Consider the following 19,084-nt stretch of genomic DNA (forward strand, 5'->3'; position numbering starts at 1 on the left):
GGCTCTGTTACGGCGAACTGTCGCTCAAGATGATTCGGGATAGCAACGTGCTCATGCCCCCCACGCTTATACCGGTGAGTCGGCTGCTGACAACTGACCAGCCCCAGCTCTTTCATGAGTCTGCCAGCGAGCCAGCGCCCCATCTGGTAGCCTCTCTGGATTGCCATTGTGGCGATGCTCCTTGCTCCGGCTGAACCGTGGCTGATGTTATGCAGCTCCAGCACCTGGCTTCGTAATACAGCCCGCATGCCGTCTGGTTTTTCAGGACGGTTTTGCCAGTATTTGTAGCTGCTGCGATGAACCCCGAACACGTGGCAGAGAGAGGCCACTGGATAACGCGCCCTGAGTTTCCCGATTAACGAGAACTGTTCAGGGAGTCTGACATCAAGAGCGCGGTAGCCTTTTTTAGAATATCGTTTTCCATTTCAATACGTTGTAGCTTTTTCTTCAGCTCACGTATTTCGATTTGTTCTGGTGTTATCGGAGAGGCTTTTGGTGTTTTGCCCTGACGCTCTTCACGCAGTTGCTTGACCCATTTTGTCATCGTGGAAAGACCGACATCCATAGCCTTAGCGGCATCAGAGACGGTGTAGTTTTGATCGACAACCAGCTGAGCGGATTCGCGTTTGAATTCAGGACTAAAATTTCTTCGTTTCATTGGTGCACCTATATTGTTCTGAGGTGAGCATATCACCTCTGTTCAGGTGGCCAAATTCAGTAAACCACTTCACAAAGAGCAGAACAGGGCGATGTAACTGGATGTGCTTGCCGCACTGAACCTTCTGAAGCAGGAAGGTCCGCATCTTGGTCGGCCTCATGTGGATACGCTTTACGGCTCAAAAATCCCGAACATGAAAGAACTGAGGGTGCAGAGCAGCGGGCGGCCCGTAAGAGGGTTCTTTGTGTTTGACCCCATGCGTAAAGCGATTGTCCTGTGTGCGGGTAATAAAGAAGGCGCAGATGAAAAGCGCTTCTACAAGACCATGATCAAAACAGCGGAAAATGAGTACCACCGACATCTGGACCAACTGAAACGGAGCGGGAAATGAAAACGCTTGATGACCTGATGGCTGATCTGACACCTGATGAACTCACGCAGGTTCATGAAAAAGTCGCGGCAATGCGACTTGATTCTCAGCTGTATAAACTGCGTGAGGCGCTGTCGAAAACCCAAAAGCAGCAGGCTGAAGCCATGGGTATTGCACAGCCTTCTGTTGCGGCTATTGAAGGGCGCGGTGAAGATCTGAAAATTGCCACGCTCAAACGTTATGTTGAGGCGCTTGGCGGTCAGCTGACGATTGGAGTTAATATGCTTGGCGGCGAGCACGTCGATTTTACCCTCTGACTGATGCTGATATCCCGGAAGGTGCGTCAGCGGAAATACGCCTGACGCATTTTTTCGACAAGTGCCGGTGAGCGCTGACCCTGTTAGTAACGCAAAACAAGGGTGTGATGCCTGGCTTCAGGGCCTGTCCGGTAAAAAATTTTTCATACAGACCCCTCTGAAAAAAAACAGTCGATGTTCCGTTTGCTTGCCCGGCTATAAAATGCGGGCAACTGGAATGTCATCCCAGCGCATGGTCCATGCCGGCGAAAGCATCTCACGTTTCATCTGCCACTCTTTGCTGACACCCTGACGGGCAAACCACATGTGCCCCAGCCCGGACTGATTAATGCCGTCCAGCACCTTCATCAGCTGCGCGCTGTTTGCCCGTGGCTTATCCTCATCAAACAGGTTCAGCTGACTGACGCCGTTCGGTGTGACGTCATCGAGTATAATGCCAGCCTTCATAAAGCATAGCCCGTCAGGCCAGATTCGGTCGAGCGATCATATCGTCCCCCGATCAAGTCCCGCGTATCCTGTGTGACCACCTTTGTCGTGATGCGCTCCTCAAATGACCGGCCGCAGACGATCTGCTATTTCGCCGGCGAAAACTCCTCGAGGTGAATGCACGATTCACCGTTGAGCTCGCGAACGGTGCGTTCGATCACTACGCTGAAGTTTTTTCGGATGAGGGCAGGGTGCGCGCGCCAGCAGTAGGGCGTTTTAAATGCCCATCAGGTTGAGCCTCTTGCCGGTGCGCCGGCCGGCCGGTCATTACCGGTGAAACGGCTGACACGGACAGCATTTATCTTCCTGATTTCAGTTAGGGTACACTGTTATCAGCATTTGGTGAGGAAAATGCCGCCTCTGGCGGCGTCAGTCAGCTCAGTCTCCTCCGCTGCAACCGGCCTTGAGCCCGTCAGAGACATCTGGTACATCCCGGCACTCCAAGATGATATCAAGCATCTGCAGGATATGGCCCACCGGCTTGTCTTCGAGGTCGCTGAGGCGATGGGCTGTGCGGACAACGTGCGGAAAGATAAACACTCTCAGTCAGCAGGCTTTGCCGCCTCCGAAACCAGTAGTGAATTTGTCCTCTTTCTGGCGGGTCTGTTCAGCTCCCTTCCAACAGACAATTCTATATGTTTATGTTCTGCCTAAATTTCTTCGGTACTCAGTCTCCGGAAACCGTCAAAAGCGTTCTGCAAATTCTGCGGAGCGGTAATACGCTGTGGCCTGGTGAAGATGAGTTCTAAGGCAGTCTTTGCTGGAACATCTGCGTGCCGGATGCCACAGGTATTGGGTGCTGAAGGAGATCGACAGGGTTACAGACGGTGAGGTTTTCAGTTAACACGGCCCTGCCTGTTTGTTAGACAGCCTTAAGCCGCTGCCTGACAAACAGGCAGGCTACAGGTGCGGGCGGCATAGAGCCGGCGATTATTTTGACTCATTCGAGCTGAGCCTTTTCAAGGCTATTTTATTGACAACACAAACGTGTTTTTGTATTTAAATAGTTGCCTGGTGTGATCTGTATACCCGTCCAATCATTCCTCTCACGCCGGGACAAAAGCCTTATCCGTACGGATAAGGCTTTTGTTATTTTTACGGTAGCTCCATTTACCCTGCATCTATACACATCACTGAAATGGCTCTGAATTTTATACAGACGCCGTGTTTCTCTTCTGCGACCATTAGGCGTGATATTGACCGCCATACCCAGACTTCGCTCTCTGCGGTGGGCAATGGCCTCGCATTTGGCATCTTCCGTAATCTGATCCATCACTGTCAGCCAGCGGCGTGCAGCGCGTCGCCTTAAGCCCCGTCATTCCAGTGGTTCTGCTGCAGTGTTTTTCGGTTCCATATGCCTCCATTGGCGTAACTCCTGCATCAACAGTGCAACCGATTCTTTTATAGAAGTAATCATGGTTCCTTATTTAACCCAGCGTGCATTCTCAGAAAATGGAGTTCCGTGTGTTAACAGGAGCCTATTGATGTGTATCCGTCGCTTTTTAATGCAATAAGCTGGTGCCCGCCTCGCCGTAGTGCATGCGTTTCTTCCAGAGGTCCATCTATTCATCGTGCCATCGTGCGAGGGGGGTTGCGCAGAAATATTTTGCAGTGAGCTGCATCATATTAATATGTTATTACATACCAGTTTACCTGTCATTGTCGAATACCTATATGTTGACAACAGTGCTGGTTCTCGAAGCCGAGCACCTGACACTTACCTTGAATGGCAAAACGATTGTCCGCGCTCTCTCTTTTTCGTTGCTACGTGGCGAGCGCGTTTGCTTATTGGGCGCATCTGGCTGCTGTAAATCCTTAACCGTGCGCGCCATCACCGGTACGTTACCGGCCCAAACCCGTATTGATGGTGCGGTTCACGTCACTACCCGCATTGGCTCGTCCACTAGTTAAGCATGCAATGCTGCGCGTGCCGGGTATTGCGTTGTCTTTATCAGCGTTGGGATTTTTGGGCCTGGCGCAGCACCGCCGTCACCGGAATGAGGCCGTTTGCTGGCGGAGGGGTTACCCTATACTGAACGCGCTTGGTGGGTAGTGTTCGCGCCGATCAGTGCGCTAATCTTTAGCTTATGCTTTCCTGTATCAGTCCGCGCGGGCTGTCCTCAGACAGGTTGAAATTGCAGCCGATATAGGCCATCCGGTGCTAATAGCTGCTCCAAAATGGGTTAGTGCAGTACGAAGCATCCATATCATAATACGTCGCGGGCCCGGTCAGGCTGGCGGCTTCGTGAACGTGATCAATCAGCATGTTTATTATGTGAGCGCCCCTGTCTGCTCTGACGAACGAGTCGGCCAGTTGAGTAGGGCGGATGCGCAGAGTATTCATGGTGGACTAAGGCGTTGAGTGTCCCGTTCACTGCATCAGTTCGTACAGCGGCATGCCATGCGGTACGCTGGTCAGCGCGGTCACTGCTGAGGCACGCCCCCGGCTGCTGGTTGTCATTCCGCCGCTTGTGCAGAACATAATTACATACGACTCTCAAAGGTGATTTATTCTCTTTCCGGAGAGCATGTTAACCCCCTGTATTAATTTCCAACCGCTGGGGTAGCTCACTTTTGCATCGTTGGTGACAGGAAAGACAGATGGGTTGATAACAAATAGTCTCGGAGAGAAAAGAGGTGATGAGAAAACGGCATGGCTTTTGCTTGACTCACTTTTTCGCATCAAAGGGTGAGGGAGCAATGGATGACGCACTGAGTTGGTTACAGGCCTCAAGGCAAAGCGATATTGCCAGCCTGCAACGCCTACGCCAGACCGGCAAACTCATTACCACCGTCAGCGAGCTGGTGCATCAGCTTCAGCGCGAGCGGGGAGCGAGCAATCTGTGGATATGTTCAGAAGGCAGGCTTTACGGCGAGCAGCGGCTCGCCAGTGAGCAGGATGTGACGCGCTGCCAACGGGATTTTTGCCAGGCCTTACCCAGGGTTGAAGCCCAGCCGGGATACAGCCGCTTCTGCAACCTGATCGCCGCCGCGCTGCAGGCCCTGGCCGGATTACCGGCGTTGCGCCAGCAGATTACGCAACAGCAGATCGCGCACGCGCAGGCCGTTGCGGCGTTCAGTACCATTATCCGTAGCTTACTGAACCTAGTCTTTGAGGCCGCCGACACCGCCAGCCATCCTGACATTACCCGCGCGCTCATTGCGCTGTTCAGCTTTATGCAGGGCAAAGAGCTGACGGGACAGGAACGCGCCCTGGGAGCGGCCGGCTTTGCTGCCGGACAATTCAGCGCGGAGCAGCGCAGCGCCATGGTGGCCTTAATTGAAGCAGAGGAACAAAGCTTTTCGACCTTCCAGCAGTTTGCCGATGAGGCGGTTTTACACCACTGGCAGCCGCTGGCGCAGGCCAGTCGTGAAATTGAACGACTGCGACGCATTGCCTGTACCGACGGTCGGCGGGACGACAGTGGCGCGCTGCACTGGTTTTCGCTGCTGTCACAGCGCATCGACCAAATGAAATTGCTGGAGGATCGGCTGTCAGCCACGCTGATGTTGCGCTGCCGTGAGGCGATCGCACTGGCACAGCATCAGGCAGCTGAACCTCTGCATGTGGCGCAGTCAGGCTGCGATTTTACTTTATATGTCTCCGGTGTGGACTGGCTGCCCACCGAGTCCGGTGCGCTGAACAGCGACGGGCTGGCACCCCAGCTAGGTCGTTCACTGCTGTCGTTGATCACGGAGCAGTCTCAGCGTTTACAGCATCAGGCCAATGAGCTGGCCACCCTGCGCGCCACGCTGGAAGAGCGGAAACTGCTCGACCAGGCCAAAACCTGGCTGATGCAGCAGCATGGGCTGAGTGAAGAGCACGCTTGGCAACGGCTGCGTAAAAGCGCGATGGATCAGAATAAACGGCTACCGGAAATCGCCCAGGCGATCGTCACGGTGGCAGCCACAATGAAGAGATAACTCTAAAGCGTTAGCTGCACAATGCTTGTGCGTGGTCTGCGTCACAAACGTGCAAAATCGGTTAAAAAACCAGCCCGGCGAAAGCCCTGATCGCCACGCGCAGGGCCGTTTCAAAGCTGGCATGCAGTTTGCTTTACCCTATTAAGTGTATGCATTTGCTTTGCCAACGGCGGTAAAGCGAGTGCTTTTGGATAAAGGCGTCCATCTCCCTGTGAAAGCAGTGGAGAGGACGCCTTTTTTTATTTCCTGAGGGTGGCAAAAAATGAGCAAATCGCCAGTTTCACTGTCTCGACGTCAACTGCTGTTATCCAGCGCCGCCGCTGGCGGGCTGTGGCTGTTGCCGGGATTGCGCAACGCCGTATGGGCGGCGGGTTCCGATGCGCCAGAAAAAGCCACCGTGCGGGTGGGATTTATTCCACTGACCGACTGTGCGCCGGTCGTCATGGCCTCGGTGAAAGGCTTCGACAAAAAATATGGTCTGATGCTACAGCCCAGTAAAGAAGCCAGTTGGGCAGCCGTCCGCGACAAACTGATCTCCGGTGAGCTCGATGCGGCACACGTCCTGTACAGCATGATCTATGGCCTGCAACTGGGCGTTGCCGGCCCTCAGCATGCGATGGCGAACCTGATGACGCTCAATAACAATGGCCAGGCAATCTCCCTGTCGAACCAGCTTAAAGCGCAAAAGGTCACCGATGCCGCCAGCCTGAAAAAGACCATCGACAGCAAGGCCAAAGGCAGTCTCACCTTTGCGCATACCTTTCCGACCAGTACCCACGCGATGTGGCTCTACTACTGGCTGGCGAATGCCGGCATCAATCCATTTGATGACGTGCGCACTGTCGTCGTACCGCCGCCGCAGATGGTGATGAATATGAAGATTGGCAATATGAGCGGCTTCTGCGTGGGCGAGCCGTGGAATCAGCGCGCCATCAGTGATGATATTGGTTTTACCGTCGCTACCAGTCAGCAGATTTGGCCCGATCACCCCGAAAAAATTCTTGGCACCCGCGCCGCGTGGGTGAAAGAGAATCCCAATACGGCGCGCGCGCTGACGGCGGCTGTCTTGGAGGCGGCACGCTGGATCGATGCCTCCGATGATAACCGCCGCGAAACGGCGCAGGTGCTGGCCGGACGCGCCTGGATCAACACCAAACCTGAGATTCTGCAGGGTCGCATGCTCGGCCAGTACAAAAACGGGCTGGGACAGAAATGGCAGGACCCGCATGCGATGCGCTTCTTCCATGACGGCAGCGTCAGTTTCCCGTATCTGTCCGATGGCATGTGGTTCCTCACCCAGCTTAAGCGCTGGGGAATGCTGACCGAGGATCCGGACTATCTGGGCGTCGCAAAGCAGATCAACCGAATTGATATCTACAAACAGGCAGCGAGCGCCGTCGGCAACATCACGTTGCCCGGCAGTGAGATGCGCAGCAGCACCCTGATCGACGGCAAGGTGTGGGATGGCACGAATCCTGCCGTTTACGCCGCCAGCTTTGCCATTAACCACAAAGAGAGGTCGTGATGAAAAGCCAGACTCGCTCCCTGACGCAGCCTGAGACGCTGCCCACCCGGGCCACGGTGGTGCCCCTTCAGGTCACGCCAAAAAAGATGCGCTCGCCTGCGCGCCTGCGTCCGTTTTTGCAGCGTGCCATTCCCGCGCTGTGCGGTGTGATGCTTCTGCTTCTGATCTGGCAGATCGCGGCCCTTTCCAGCAAAGGCTTTCCCGGCCCGTACGCCACCTGGGAAGCGGCGAAAATCCTGTTCGCCGATCCGTTATATAACAACGGCCCCAACGATCAGGGCATCGGCTGGAATGTGCTGGCCTCGCTGCAGCGCGTCGCTATCGGCTTTGGTCTGGCCGCGCTGGTAGGGATTCCCGCAGGCTTTCTGCTGGGGCGTTTTGCCTTTGTGGCACGCATGTTCAATCCGGTTATCGCGCTACTGCGTCCGGTCAGCCCGCTAGCCTGGCTGCCTATCGGCCTGCTGCTGTTCCAGCGCGCCGAACCGGCCTCCAGCTGGACCATTTTTATCTGTTCTATCTGGCCGATGATTATTAATACCGCAGAAGGTGTACAGCGCATTCCACAGGATTACCTCAATGTGGCGCGCGTGCTGCAACTGTCGGAATGGACCATCCTGCGCCGCATCCTGTTTCCCGCCGTTCTGCCTGCGGTGCTGACCGGGGTCCGCCTGTCGATTGGTATCGCCTGGCTGGTGATCGTGGCTGCCGAAATGCTGACGGGAGGCCTGGGGATCGGCTTCTGGATCTGGAACGAATGGAACAACCTCAATGTTGAAAACATCCTGATTGCCATTTTGCTGATTGGCGTCGTCGGCCTGCTACTGGAGCAGGGACTGATGCTGCTGGCGCGTCGCTTTAGCTGGGATAAATAAGGGGAACACTATGCAACCTATCATTCGTGTACAGCAGGTCAGCCAGCGTTTTACCACTTCCGGCGGCGATTTTCTGGCGCTCGATAATGTCAGCTTTGATATTCATCAGGGGGAAACCCTGAGCCTGATCGGCCACTCCGGCTGTGGTAAATCCACGCTGCTCAACCTGATAGCCGGTTTAACCCGACCTACCAGCGGCGTCCTGTTATGCGATAACCGCGAAGTCACCGGCCCCGGCCCTGAGCGCGCCGTTGTGTTTCAAAACCACTCGCTGTTGCCCTGGCTGACGGCGTATCAGAACGTTGAGCTGGCGGTGGAGCAGGTGTTTAAAGGCAAGATGAACAAGGCGGAAATGCGTGACTGGATCGAGCACAACCTGAACCAAGTGCAAATGAGTCATGCCATGCATAAACGCCCCAGCGAGATCTCCGGCGGCATGAAGCAGCGTGTCGGTATCGCCCGCGCGCTGGCAATGAAACCTCGCGTGCTGCTGCTCGACGAACCCTTCGGTGCGCTGGATGCCTTAACGCGCGCGCATCTGCAGGACAGCGTCATGCGCATCCAGCAGGCGCTGAACACCACCATCGTCCTGATTACCCATGATGTGGATGAAGCCGTGTTGCTGTCCGATCGGGTACTGATGATGACCAACGGTCCGGCGGCGCAGGTGGGCGATATCCTGACGATCGACCTGGTCCGGCCGCGTTCACGCGTGGCGCTGGCGGATGACGTGCGTTATCACCAGCTGCGCCAGAAAGTGCTGCATTTTCTCTACGAAAAACAGACTTCGGCGGCATAAGGACGACACCATGAGACAACGGCTGCTGGTTGCGGGTAACGGGATGGCGGGCATGCACATGGTAGAAACTCTGTTGCAGCTGGCGCCGATGCGTTACGACATCACTGTGATTGGCCGTGAGCCGCACGGCAACTATAACCGTGTGCTGTTGTCGCCGCTGCTGGCCGGAGAAACCACCGTTGAGCAAACGCTGATCCACGACCCTGACTGGTATCACCGTCACGGCATAACATTGCGGGTGGGAGAGACGGTGGAACAGGTGAATATTGCTGAGCGGACCTTACGCACCGACCAGCGCCTGCTGCACTGGGACCGCCTGGTACTGGCGACCGGATCGCAGCCCTGCAGGCCGTCTGTTCCAGGCAGCGACCTGCCGCATGTCAGCACGTTTCGCACGCTGCAGGATGTGAACACTTTGCTGGCCGGGCACGGTCCGGTAGTGGTGGTCGGTGGGGGCTATCTGGGTATTGAAGCCGCCGCCGGACTTCAGGCGCAGGGACGTCAGGTCACGCTGATTCATCGTCAGTCACGTTTGCTGGACAGACAGCTGGATATCAGGGCAGGGGAATTACTGCTGGCTCAGCTCCGGGCGCGCGACATTCGCTGTGAACTGAATGCCAGCCTTGCGGCGGTCCGGACGGATAGCGTGATCCTCCATGATGGCCGTGCGCTGGCTGCGCAGCAGGTGGTGATGGCCATTGGTGTCCAGCCGGCGATCGCCCTGGCGCAGGCCGCCGGTATTCCCTGTCAGCGCGGCATTCTGGTGGATCGCCAGTTGCGCACTGCGCACGCCGGAATTTATGCCGTAGGCGAATGTTGTGAAATCAGCGGCGAGACCTTCGGTCTGGTCGCGCCCTGTCTGGCCCAAGCAAAGATTCTGGCGGCGCAACTGGCCGATCGGCCTCAGGGAGATTTCTACAGTGCGGCCACGGGCACCCGTCTCAAAGTCAGCGGCATTTCCCTGTTTAGCGCTGGTGACGTTCGCGAAGCCCCGTCTGTCACCAGTTTTGACCCGATCGCCGGGCACTATCGCCGCCTGTTCCTCAAAGACGGCCGACTGAACGGCGTGCTGCTGTATGGCGACTGCCAGCAAAGTGGCGCGCTGCTGAACCAACTCCATAATGCCGGACCGGTTTCTGTGAATACGCTGTTCGGCCTTGATGAACCTGAAACGCAGCCGCTGGCTGCAGGAAACCCTGTGATGAGCCAAACGAAACCTGTATTAGCCGTGGTGGGTCACGGCATGGTCAGCCACCATTTTCTGGAGCAGCTGGTCGCCCGTAACCTGCATCAGCATTATCACATTGTGGTCTACGGCGAAGAGCGCTATCAGGCTTACGATCGGGTTCACCTTTCTGAGTATTTCACCGGTAAAACGGCAACAGAGTTGTCGCTGGTGAGCGAGGATTTTTTTACCCGGAACGCAATTGAACTGCGCAGCGGTTGCCGGGTAGAGGCGATCGATCGCCAGCAGCGCAGCCTGCGTGACAGCGCGGGACGTGAGCTGGCCTGGGATAAGCTGGTGTTGGCCACCGGCTCCCGCGCCTTTGTACCACCGGTACCCGGCCATGACGCCGGGCGCTGCTTTGTCTACCGCACGCTGGACGATCTGGATGCCATCGCAGCTTGTGCCCGCCAGAGTCAGCGCGGCGTGGTGATCGGCGGCGGGCTGCTGGGGCTGGAAGCCGCCAATGCGCTGAAGCAGCTGGGGCTGGAGACGCACGTGGTTGAGTTTGCGCCGCGCCTGATGGCCGTGCAACTGGATGACGGCGGGGCGCTGATGCTGCGGCAAAAGATCGACTCGCTGGGCGTGACGGTGCACACCTCGAAGCAGACCGAACAGATTGCCACCCAGCCTGACGGCAGTCTGGTGCTGCACTTTGCCGATGGCGGCGAGCTGGCCACAGATCTGGTGCTGTTCTCTGCCGGTATCCGCCCGCGTGATGAGCTGGCCCGGAGCGTCGACATCAGCGTGGGGCCGCGCGGCGGCATTACCATCAATGATCAATGCCAGACGAGTGACAGCGACATTTATGCTATCGGCGAATGCGCGTTGTGGAACGGGCAGATTTTTGGCCTGGTAGCGCCTGGCTACCAGATGGCGCGTGTGCTGGCCGGGCATCTGGCGGCCGAACCGGCGCAGTTCACCGGTGCCGACATGAGCACTAAACTGAAGCTGCTGGGCGTAGAAGTCGCCTCCTTTGGCGATGCGCACGGCAAAACGCCGGGCAGCCTGAGCTACCACTGGGCCAACGGGCCAAAAGGCATTTACAAGAAGATCGTGGTTAGCGCCGACAATGCACGACTGCTGGGCGGCGTGCTGGTGGGAGACAGCAGCGACTATGCCACGCTCCTGCAAATGATGTTAAACGCCATGCCGCTGCCGACGGCAGCGGAAGCGCTGATTTTGCCTGCGTTGAATGGCGCGCCGGCCAAAGGGTTGGGCGTCGCTGCGCTGCCGGACAGTGCCCAGGTGTGTTCCTGCCATAACGTCAGTAAAGGCGATATCTGCCATGCAGTGCAGAGTGGCTGTGGCGATATGGCCAGTATAAAAAGCTGCACCAAAGCCGCAACAGGCTGTGGCGGCTGCGCCGCGCTGGTAAAACAGGTGATGGAGCTTCAGCTGGAAAACCTGGGCGTCGCTGTTAAAAAAGACATCTGTGAGCACTTCGCCTATTCTCGTCAGGAGCTGTATCACCTGCTCCGTATTAATGGCATCAAAACCTTTGACGATCTGCTGGCCAGCCACGGACGGGGTTGTGGTTGCGAGGTATGCAAACCGCTGGTGGGGTCGCTACTGGCCTCGTGCTGGAACGATTACCTGCTGAAACCGGCACATTTACCGTTACAGGACACGAATGACCGTTACTTTGCCAATATCCAGAAAGATGGCACCTATTCGGTCGTACCGCGCGTGCCGGGGGGCGAGATCACGCCACAGGGCCTGATTGCTATCGGCGAAGTGGCCGTGCGTTACGATCTCTATACCAAAATTACCGGCGGCCAGCGTATCGATCTGTTTGGTGCGCGGCTGGACCAGCTGCCTGCTATCTGGGAAACCCTGCTGGAAGCCGGTTTTGAAACCGGTCATGCCTACGGAAAATCTCTGCGTACGGTGAAATCCTGCGTCGGCTCGACCTGGTGCCGTTATGGCGTGCAGGATTCTACCGCCTTCGCCATCGCGCTGGAGAACCGGTATAAGGGCCTGCGCGCACCGCATAAGATCAAGATGGCGGTGTCCGGCTGCACCCGCGAATGTGCGGAAGCACAAAGTAAAGATATCGGGGTCATCGCCACGGAAAACGGCTGGAACCTGTACGTCTGCGGCAATGGCGGCATGAAGCCGCGCCATGCGGAACTGTTTGCCAGCGATCTGGACGATGACACGCTAATCCAGTACGTCGACCGGCTTCTGATGTTCTACGTGCGCACGGCGGATCGCCTGCAGCGTACCAGCGTCTGGATGGATAACATGGAGGGCGGGCTGGACTACCTGCGTGAGGTGGTGATTCATGACAGCCTGGGGATCGCCGCCACGCTGGAACAGGAAATGCAACAGGTGGTGGACACCTGGCAATGCGAATGGCAGACCACGCTGGCCGATCCCTCGCGACGTGCGCTGTTTACCGCCACAGTGAACAGCGACCAGCCGGATGAAACGCTGCACTATGCACGCGTGCGCGGACAGCGCCAGCCACACAAGGCCAGTGGTATTCCCCTGATGCATCTGCCCGCCGAACCCTGGAGCGAAATCTGCCCACTGGAGGCCATTCCGCCAGAGGCCGGCATCGGAGCCCGTCTTGGCAGCGTCCGTATTGCCTTATTCCGCATGGGTGATGACTGTTATGCGCTGGAGGATCGTGAGCCGGGCAGCGAAGCCAGCGTACTGTCACGCGGTATCCTTGGTGATGTTGCGGGGGAGCCGGTGGTGATCTCGCCGCTTTACAAACAGCGTGTACGCCTGCGTGACGGACAGAGCCTTGATAATCCCCAGCATCAGCTGCGTTGCTGGCCGGTTAAACTGGAGGACGGCCAGGTCTGGGTCGCAAACCGTCCGCTTAACCTGATGGCGCAGGCATCATGAAAACTACCTGCGCTTATTGCGGGGTGGGCTGCGGCGTCGAGGTCACGCAGCCGCAGAGCGCGTCGCCTCAGGTCAGTGGCGATACCCGTCATCCGGCGAATGCCGGGCGGCTATGCGTAAAGGGCGCGGCACTGGGCGAAACCCTGACACAGGCCGGACGGTTGCTGCATCCTCAGCTTCATCACCAGCGGGTCAGCATGGAGACGGCACTGGATGCCGCGGCTGATGGTTTGCGCAGGATTATCGATGCGCATGGCCCGGAGGCAGTGGCTTTCTACGGTTCCGGCCAGTTGCTCACGGAAGATTACTATGTGGCTAACAAGCTGATGAAAGGCTTTCTCGGCGTCGCCAACATCGATACCAATTCACGCCTGTGTATGGCCTCCGCGGTGACAGGCTATAAACGGGCATTTGGGGCGGATGCCGTACCGTGCTGTTACGAGGATCTGGATGAGGCCGAGGTAGTCATTCTTGTCGGCTCGAACGCCGCCTGGGCCCATCCGGTGCTGTTTCAGCGCCTGAAACAGGCAAAAGCGCAGCGCCCTGAGATGCAGGTTGTGGTTATCGATCCGCGCCGCACGGCCAGTTGTGAATTCGCCGATCTGCATTTACCGCTCCGGCCGGGCAGCGATCCGGCCCTGTTCTCGGGCCTGCTGCACTGGCTGGAACAGCATGACGGCATTGACGCCACGATGCTGCCGCATCTGGACGGTGTAGACACAACCTTACGGGCCGCGTGGCAGTGGGATGGTGCGGCGGTGGCAGCCCATTGTGATATCAGCCAGGAGGTGATCGCTGCGTTCTACCAGTTGTTCGCCCGGCATGAGCGCGTACTGACCTTATGGTGCATGGGCATTAACCAGTCACAAAGCGGCAGTGACAACAACAATGCTATTCTCAATGCGCACCTGCTGAGCGGCAAGATTGGCCGACCCGGCTGCGGCCCGTTTTCGCTGACCGGACAGCCGAATGCGATGGGCGGGCGGGAAGTAGGGGGGCTGGCCAACCAACTGGCGGCGCATATGAGTTTCACCGCAGAAGATTGCGACCGTTTACAGCGTTTCTGGCGCAGTCCGCGTATGGCGCGTGAGCCCGGCCTGACTGCGGTTGATCTGTTTGACGCCATTGACCGTGGAGCAATCAAAGCTGTGTGGATTATGGGCACCAATCCGGCGGTTTCGATGCCAGAAGGCAATCGCATTGCCCGGGCGCTGGCTGCCTGTCCGCTGGTAATTGTGTCAGACGTGCTGGCGCAAACGGATACCACCGCCTTTGCGCATATTTTGCTACCCGCGCAGGGCTGGGGGGAAAAGAACGGCACCGTGACCAATTCTGAACGCCGGATTTCCCGTCAGCGCGCGTTTATGCCTCCGGCCGGAGAAGCTAAACCGGACTGGTGGTTACTCGCGCAGGTCGCCCAGCGTCTGGGCTTTCATGAAGGCTTTACCTGGCCGCATCCGGCAGCCATCTTCCGCGAACATGCGGCGTTGTCGGGGTTTGAGAATAACGGCCAGCGCGCCTTTGATATCAGCGGTCTGGCCGGTATGAGCGACGCACAGTGGGATGCGATGAAGCCGGTACAGTGGCCAATCAACGCTCGTTATCCCGAGGGCTGCGCCCGGCTGTTTAGCGACCGGCACTTTTACCATCCTGATGGTAAAGCCCACCTGTTGCCACCGGCCACGCCGCAGCCAGTGGTGTGCGAAACGGCTTACCCGTTATTAATGAACAGCGGACGGATCCGCGATCAGTGGCACACCATGACGCGTACCGGCCTGGTTCCCCGGCTCATGCAGCACTGTGATGAGCCATTTGCAGCCCTGCATCCGCAGGACGCACAACGCTATGGCCTGTGCGCGGGCGCACTGGCACGGGTGCAGTCCGATGCGGGCTGGATGACGGTGCGTGTGACGCTGGACAGCGGTCTGCGGCGCGGTGAGATCTTTGTCCCTATGCACTGGAACCGACAGTTCAGCCTGCAGGGCACGGTTGGCGGACTGGTGGCTTCAACCCGCTGTCCAGTCTCGGCACAGCCTGCATTTAAACAAACCGCTGTGCGTATCCACCCGCTCAACGCCAGCTGGCAGGGCTGGCTCTGGCAGCGCGACGCAAGCCCGCCTGATGCGCTGCGCTACTGGGCGCGAACACCCTATGAGGGCGTGCAACGCTTTAGCGTGGCTGGAGACGGTTCGCCAGAACAGTGGCTCATGGCAACGATCCCGCTGGCCGGGCTGCAACTGCAAACCGCTCATGCGGCGGAACCGCATTACCGCCTGCTGGCCTGGCGTAACGGTGAGCTGCACCTGGTCTTTTATGCAGGCGCGTCTTTACCCGAGATCAATCATGACTGGGTTGCGCAGGCTTTTCGCCTGGCACCTGTGAATGCGGCGGACCGGCATGCTCTGCTGGCGGGACAATCGGCACAACGTGCCGTGGCTGGCCGGACGATCTGTAGCTGCTTTGGCGTCGGGGAAAACACCATCTTACAGGCGATTAAACAGGGCTGTCACAGCACCCAAGCACTGGGTAACGCACTCAGCTGTGGTACCAACTGCGGCTCATGCCTGCCGGAGCTAAAACACCTTTTGCTTTCTGTTGCTGTACCGGAGGAAGAATGATGGACGCGATCAACCCCTTAGATAAACTGCTGGCGCCGGACAACGCGTCCAGCCCTGGCAAAGTCTGGCTGGTAGGGGCCGGACCGGGGGATGTGGATCTACTGACAGTCAAGGCGCTGCGCCTGCTGCAACGTGCGGATGTCGTGGTCTATGATCGCCTGGTCAGCGAAGCGGTGATGGCGGAAGTCGCCAGCAGTGCACTCTGTATAGACGTGGGTAAACAGCCGGGTCATCACGGCCTGAAGCAGGCTCAGATTAATCAACTGCTGGTGGACCTGGCTGCCAGCGGGCGCAATGTCGTGCGTTTAAAAGGCGGCGATCCCTTTATCTTTGGCCGTGGCGGTGAAGAGATGGTCAGCCTGCAGCAGGCGAATATTGTCTGCGAAGTGGTGCCCGGTATTACCGCCGCAGTGGGCTGTGCGGCTGCCAGCGGCATTCCGCTGACGCACCGTGACTGTGCCCAGTCATTGCGCTTTATCACTGGACACGGGCGCAGCGGCGAACCACAGCTGGATGCGGCGGCGCTGACCGCGACCAATCAGACGCTGGTTTTTTACATGGGGTTGAGCTGGAGCAGCGTGATTAGCGCCCGGTTGCAGGAATATGGCCGCAGAGAGGCAACGCCGGTGGCGATTATTGAGAACGGTACGCGTCAGAACCAGCGGGTGCTGATCACCACGCTGGCCGGGTTGCCCGAAACTGTTGATCAGCAAAAACCGGTGTCGCCGTCGTTACTGATTGTGGGCGACGTGGTGCGCTATTACCGTGCCGATCTAATCGCAGCTCATGAGGGGGAGTTGGCGTTAAGTGATATTGCAGCGCACTGATGCTTATCGTACCGAAGGAAGGAGGACACGATTTTTTCGGGTAGGGGATGAGACGGTCAAAACCAATATTACACCCAGCGCTTATTATGTGGAATACACATTCAACCCTAGAAATAGCCATTTAGCTTATCAGGTCGGGTTACAATATACGTGCAACAGGAATATCTGACCAGCGTGTAGTCCAGGAAGGGCTGAGCATTTCCCGCTTCATTCTCCATTCAGTATTAGTTCCCTGTCCTGCAAACCACACGTGACCCAGCCCGGACTGGTTGATGCCGTCGAGTACCTTCATCAGCTGTGCGCTGTTAGCCCGCGGCTGTACGTCGTCAAAGAGGTTAAGCTGACTCACGCCGTCTAGCGTGAAGTCATCAAGCATAATACCGGCTTTCATGTACCGGCGGCCTTCCAGCCAGATGCGGTCCAAACTGCGCATGGCCACTTCAATGATGTCGCGCGTATCCTGCGTGGGCAGCGTCAGCTTTTCACCGGCCGTGTTGCCGTAAAACACCTCGTTAACAGCATGTGGCGAGGTTCTGATAAAGACACTGATGCGCCTGCAAAACTGTCGTTCGCATAGGAGCTTCTCAGCCGCACGCGTGGCGTACTGACACAGCTCCTGCTGCATGGCCACTTTTGAGGTGATGCGTTCGCCAAAGGATCTTGAACAGCAAATCTGCTGCTTGGCTGGCGGTAGCTCCTCGATCGGAATGCATGACTCGCCGTTCAGTTCGCGTACGGCTCTCTCCAGCACCACGTTGAAGGCTTTGCGAATGAGGGCAGGGTGCGCACGCGCCAGCTGCAGGGCACTGCTGATGCCCATGACGTTCAGTCTTTTACCGATGCGCTGGCCAACGCCCCAGACTTCCTCCACGGGCTGATTGGCCAGCAGTGTTTCGGTGCGTTTCGGATTGCCCGGCGTAAGTGCGAGCACGGCGCGGAACTGCTTCCACTCTTTACTGGCCCACTGCGCTGATTTCGCCAGGGTTTTTGTCGGCCCCATGCCCACGCCGACGGTCAGTCCGGTTGTGGCCAGCACATGCGCGAGCAGGCGCCGGCCGAAGTGCTCAAAGTCTTCGCATCCGTTTATTCCCGTCAGAACGAGAAACATTTCATCAATACTGTACTGCTCGACACGAGGCGTCAGCTCTTCCAGAGCAGTCATCACACGCTGGCTGAGACTATGGTAAAGCCCGTAGTTCGAACTGAAAATGAACACTTTTTCTGGATAAGGCTGATTCTTTATCTGAAACCAGGGGGTTCCCATTTTAATGCCAAGTACCTCTGCATCTATGTTATTTGGAAATGACTATATTTCATACAAACGATTCTCAGAGGGTCACGCCGTGCAAAAGAAGCTGACAGACGCTTTGCCTTTACTGGCCGGAGATGCTTCGGCATGCCGCTGGATAAACCTCCAGGAAGACCTGTTGCGAGCTCCAAATACCGTTGACGCTTATGCCCGTGTGGTCAATGACTGGCTGAGCTTTTGCCACGCTTGTGGCCTGACGGCAACCGGCGCCGGGCATGATACTGTTGCACTGTATATCCGCAGCCTGCATGCTGGCCGTCACCTCTCAGCTGCGACTATCCGTCACCGGTTGACGGTGGTGAGACTCTACAGCGACTGGCTTTGTGAAGAGGGGCTACGGGAAAAAATCGAGTCAGAAGGGGGATCTGGAAAAATAACGGGAAGGGAAAACCGGGCATAGTTCCTGTACAGCGGCGACTGCCGTGGATTCCTGCTGATGAAGACTGGCTGCATTTTCTGACTGTAGCTGCGCAGGCTGACATCAGAACCCGTTTTATGCTGGCACTGGCGTACGACTGTGGATTACGCCGGGAAGAACTCTGTTCAGTGACTACTGGTGATATCGATCCATCCCGACGGTTGCTCTCTGTTCGGGCAGAGCATACCAAAAACCGATCTGGCCGGGTGGTGCCTTATTCCCCGGTGACCGGTGAGCTTTACATGGCCTGGTTGGCTGAGCGGCGTCAGCTCAGTGCATCCCGAGGCCCGCTTTTTCTGTCGCACTCGCCGCGTAACCGGACGGAGCCCATCAGCGGCTGGACCTGGTCAAAAGTGGTACGCAGCCTGGCGCTGCAAGCCGGGCTGCCACTCATCAGTACACATACCTTTCGGCATCTCTGCCTGACGGAACTGGCCCGCACGGGGTGGGATATCCACGAAATTGCCGCATTTGCCGGGCACCGTCGCATCCAGTCAACACTGCTGTACATTCATCTCAGCGCACGCGATCTGAGCCGTCGGTTCAACTGTACAGTGGAGTCTTTGTATACTCACCGCCTTACTCTGTTGCACCTCCAGGATTCTTCACCATGATGCAATCTGAACAGACCGCGCCCTGTCCTGCAATACAGTTCAGCCTTCCCGATCCGCTTTGGGATACGCGACCTGATTTTGCTGTGGGCGAGCTTGAAGCGCTGGACACGCTGATTAGCATTTCCGGCAGGGTGGAAAAAACTGGCCGCCTGAGATATTAAAACAACTGTCTCGTCTTCTCTTACCGCTACGCGACACACTGGTAAGGATGCATGCGGCCAGGGCTCCATACAATTCATCCCTTCACGATATAACCGTAGAGA

Annotated in this window: 13 protein-coding genes and 5 pseudogenes; 14 read left to right on the forward strand and 4 right to left on the reverse strand. The window is 57.2% G+C overall.

Annotated features, from left to right (window positions below; translation table 11 throughout):
- Window positions 1–658 (reverse strand): annotated as a pseudogene (locus tag C1Y41_RS16725) (transposase); the annotation flags it as partial.
- A 103-nt stretch (window positions 659–761) separates the two neighbouring features.
- Here C1Y41_RS16725 and C1Y41_RS16735 point away from each other — a divergent pair.
- Window positions 762–1,049, forward strand: coding sequence for a type II toxin-antitoxin system RelE/ParE family toxin (locus C1Y41_RS16735; protein WP_369826830.1), 288 nt, complete (start codon window positions 762–764; stop codon window positions 1,047–1,049).
- A complete protein-coding gene (locus tag C1Y41_RS16740) occupies window positions 1,046–1,345 on the forward strand; it encodes an XRE family transcriptional regulator (protein WP_104085904.1) in 300 nt (99 codons plus the stop codon). Before C1Y41_RS16735 ends, C1Y41_RS16740 begins: the two co-directional genes overlap by 4 nt.
- 195 nt (window positions 1,346–1,540) lie before the next feature.
- Here the strand turns inward: C1Y41_RS16740 and C1Y41_RS16745 are convergent.
- Window positions 1,541–2,089: pseudogene (locus C1Y41_RS16745) on the reverse strand (DUF4113 domain-containing protein); the annotation flags it as partial.
- 712 nt (window positions 2,090–2,801) lie between these two features.
- Window positions 2,802–3,131, reverse strand: a pseudogene (locus C1Y41_RS19930) (hypothetical protein); the annotation flags it as partial.
- A gap of 374 nt (window positions 3,132–3,505) precedes the next feature.
- Between C1Y41_RS19930 and C1Y41_RS20475 the strand changes: the two are divergent.
- The 9 genes and pseudogenes from C1Y41_RS20475 (at window position 3,506) to cobA (ending at window position 16,480) form a co-directional block, all read left to right on the forward strand.
- Entirely contained in the window at window positions 3,506–3,742 is a 237-nt protein-coding gene (locus C1Y41_RS20475; protein ID WP_369826831.1) for an ATP-binding cassette domain-containing protein, read from the forward strand.
- Window positions 3,705–3,964, forward strand: a pseudogene (locus C1Y41_RS20265) (ABC transporter permease); the annotation flags it as partial. The gene C1Y41_RS20475 and the pseudogene C1Y41_RS20265, both read left to right, overlap by 38 nt.
- Window positions 3,965–4,531: 567 nt before the next feature.
- Window positions 4,532–5,755, forward strand: a complete 1,224-nt coding sequence (locus tag C1Y41_RS16770; RefSeq protein ID WP_104085905.1) for a nitrate regulatory protein — start codon at window positions 4,532–4,534, stop codon at window positions 5,753–5,755.
- Window positions 5,756–6,017: 262 nt separating this feature from the next.
- Complete coding sequence (locus tag C1Y41_RS16775) at window positions 6,018–7,280, forward strand: CmpA/NrtA family ABC transporter substrate-binding protein (protein ID WP_104085906.1); 1,263 nt, start codon at window positions 6,018–6,020, stop codon at window positions 7,278–7,280.
- Window positions 7,280–8,152 carry a nitrate ABC transporter permease gene (gene ntrB, locus C1Y41_RS16780; RefSeq protein ID WP_104085907.1) on the forward strand — a complete coding sequence of 291 codons (873 nt, stop codon included), beginning with the start codon at window positions 7,280–7,282 and terminating at the stop codon, window positions 8,150–8,152. Before C1Y41_RS16775 ends, ntrB begins: the two co-directional genes overlap by 1 nt.
- 10 nt (window positions 8,153–8,162) lie before the next feature.
- Window positions 8,163–8,951, forward strand: a complete 789-nt coding sequence (locus C1Y41_RS16785; protein ID WP_065647954.1) for an ABC transporter ATP-binding protein — start codon at window positions 8,163–8,165, stop codon at window positions 8,949–8,951.
- Between the two features lie 10 nt (window positions 8,952–8,961).
- Complete coding sequence (gene nirB, locus C1Y41_RS16790; protein WP_104085908.1) at window positions 8,962–13,035, forward strand: nitrite reductase large subunit NirB; 4,074 nt, start codon at window positions 8,962–8,964, stop codon at window positions 13,033–13,035.
- Complete coding sequence (locus C1Y41_RS16795) at window positions 13,032–15,653, forward strand: nitrate reductase (protein WP_104085909.1); 2,622 nt, start codon at window positions 13,032–13,034, stop codon at window positions 15,651–15,653. Before nirB ends, C1Y41_RS16795 begins: the two co-directional genes overlap by 4 nt.
- Entirely contained in the window at window positions 15,650–16,480 is an 831-nt protein-coding gene (gene cobA / locus C1Y41_RS16800; protein ID WP_104085910.1) for a uroporphyrinogen-III C-methyltransferase, read from the forward strand. Before C1Y41_RS16795 ends, cobA begins: the two co-directional genes overlap by 4 nt.
- 139 nt (window positions 16,481–16,619) lie before the next feature.
- Here cobA and umuC read toward each other — a convergent pair.
- A pseudogene (umuC, locus tag C1Y41_RS16805) lies at window positions 16,620–17,768 on the reverse strand (translesion error-prone DNA polymerase V subunit UmuC); the annotation flags it as partial.
- A 1-nt stretch (window position 17,769) separates the two neighbouring features.
- On the opposite strand from umuC, the gene C1Y41_RS20270 reads away from it, so the two are divergent.
- From C1Y41_RS20270 to C1Y41_RS20280, 3 genes are all read left to right on the forward strand, one after another.
- Window positions 17,770–18,189, forward strand: a complete 420-nt coding sequence (locus C1Y41_RS20270) for a site-specific integrase (protein WP_233207459.1) — start codon at window positions 17,770–17,772, stop codon at window positions 18,187–18,189.
- 95 nt (window positions 18,190–18,284) lie between these two features.
- Window positions 18,285–18,821 carry a site-specific integrase gene (locus C1Y41_RS20275; protein ID WP_233207451.1) on the forward strand — a complete coding sequence of 179 codons (537 nt, stop codon included), beginning with the start codon at window positions 18,285–18,287 and terminating at the stop codon, window positions 18,819–18,821.
- On the forward strand, window positions 18,818–18,982 hold the full coding sequence (locus C1Y41_RS20280; RefSeq protein ID WP_233207452.1) for a hypothetical protein: 165 nt from the start codon (window positions 18,818–18,820) through the stop codon (window positions 18,980–18,982). Before C1Y41_RS20275 ends, C1Y41_RS20280 begins: the two co-directional genes overlap by 4 nt.
- The last annotated feature ends 102 nt before the right edge of the window (window positions 18,983–19,084 follow it).

Origin of the sequence: Pantoea sp. ICBG 1758 (assembly GCF_002928325.1) — a bacterium.
Classification (GTDB): Bacteria; Pseudomonadota; Gammaproteobacteria; order Enterobacterales; family Enterobacteriaceae; genus Pantoea; species Pantoea eucrina.